This is a genomic window from Streptomyces durocortorensis, assembly GCF_016901035.1.
Classification (GTDB): domain Bacteria; phylum Actinomycetota; class Actinomycetes; order Streptomycetales; family Streptomycetaceae; genus Streptomyces; species Streptomyces durocortorensis.
Window position 1 is genome coordinate 1 of the sequence record NZ_JAFEUF010000248.1, and the last position, 640, is coordinate 640.

At 77.7% G+C, this 640-nt stretch carries 1 protein-coding gene; it reads right to left on the bottom strand.

From position 1 onward, the window contains the following. Positions 1 to 100 precede the first annotated feature (100 nt). The coding region (locus tag JS521_RS29990) for an amidohydrolase family protein (protein ID WP_239488029.1) at positions 101 to 640 on the bottom strand (540 nt) is incomplete at its 5' end.

Genomic DNA, 640 nt, shown 5'->3' on the forward strand with positions numbered 1-640 from the left:
CCCCATACCCGCCCCGAAACAACCGCGGGCTGAATATCACGAAGGGCCCTGCCGAAACCCCCCGGCCGGGGGGGTTCCTTGGGATTTTGTACCACTGGCCCTAGACCACCCGCTGTCCGCTCCGCCACACCGCGCTGACCAGCGGGACGCCCGGGCGGTAGGCCAGGTGGACATGGCTCGGGGCGTCGAGGAGGACCAGGTCTGCGCGGGCGCCGGGGGTGATGCGGCCGATGTCGGTACGGCGCAGGGCCGCGGCCCCGCCCGCGGTGGCGGACCAGATCGCCTCGTCGGGCGTCATCCTCATGTCGCGTACGGCCAGCGCGATGCAGAACGGCAGGGACGAGGTGAACGACGAGCCGGGGTTGCAGTCCGTGGAGAGCGCGACGGTGGCCCCGGCGTCGAGGAGGCGGCGGGCGTCGGGCCAGGTGGCGCGGGTGGAGAACTCCGCCCCCGGGAGCAGCGTGGCGACCGTGCTGCCCTGGCCGAGCGCGTCGACGTCCGCGTCGGTGAGGTGGGTGCAGTGGTCGGCCGACGCGGGGGGGGGGGGGCGCCCCCCCCCCGGCCCCGCGGGGGGGGGGGGGCCCGGGGGGGGGGGGGGGGCGGGGGGGGGGCGCCCGCCCCCCCCCCGGCGCCGGAGTGG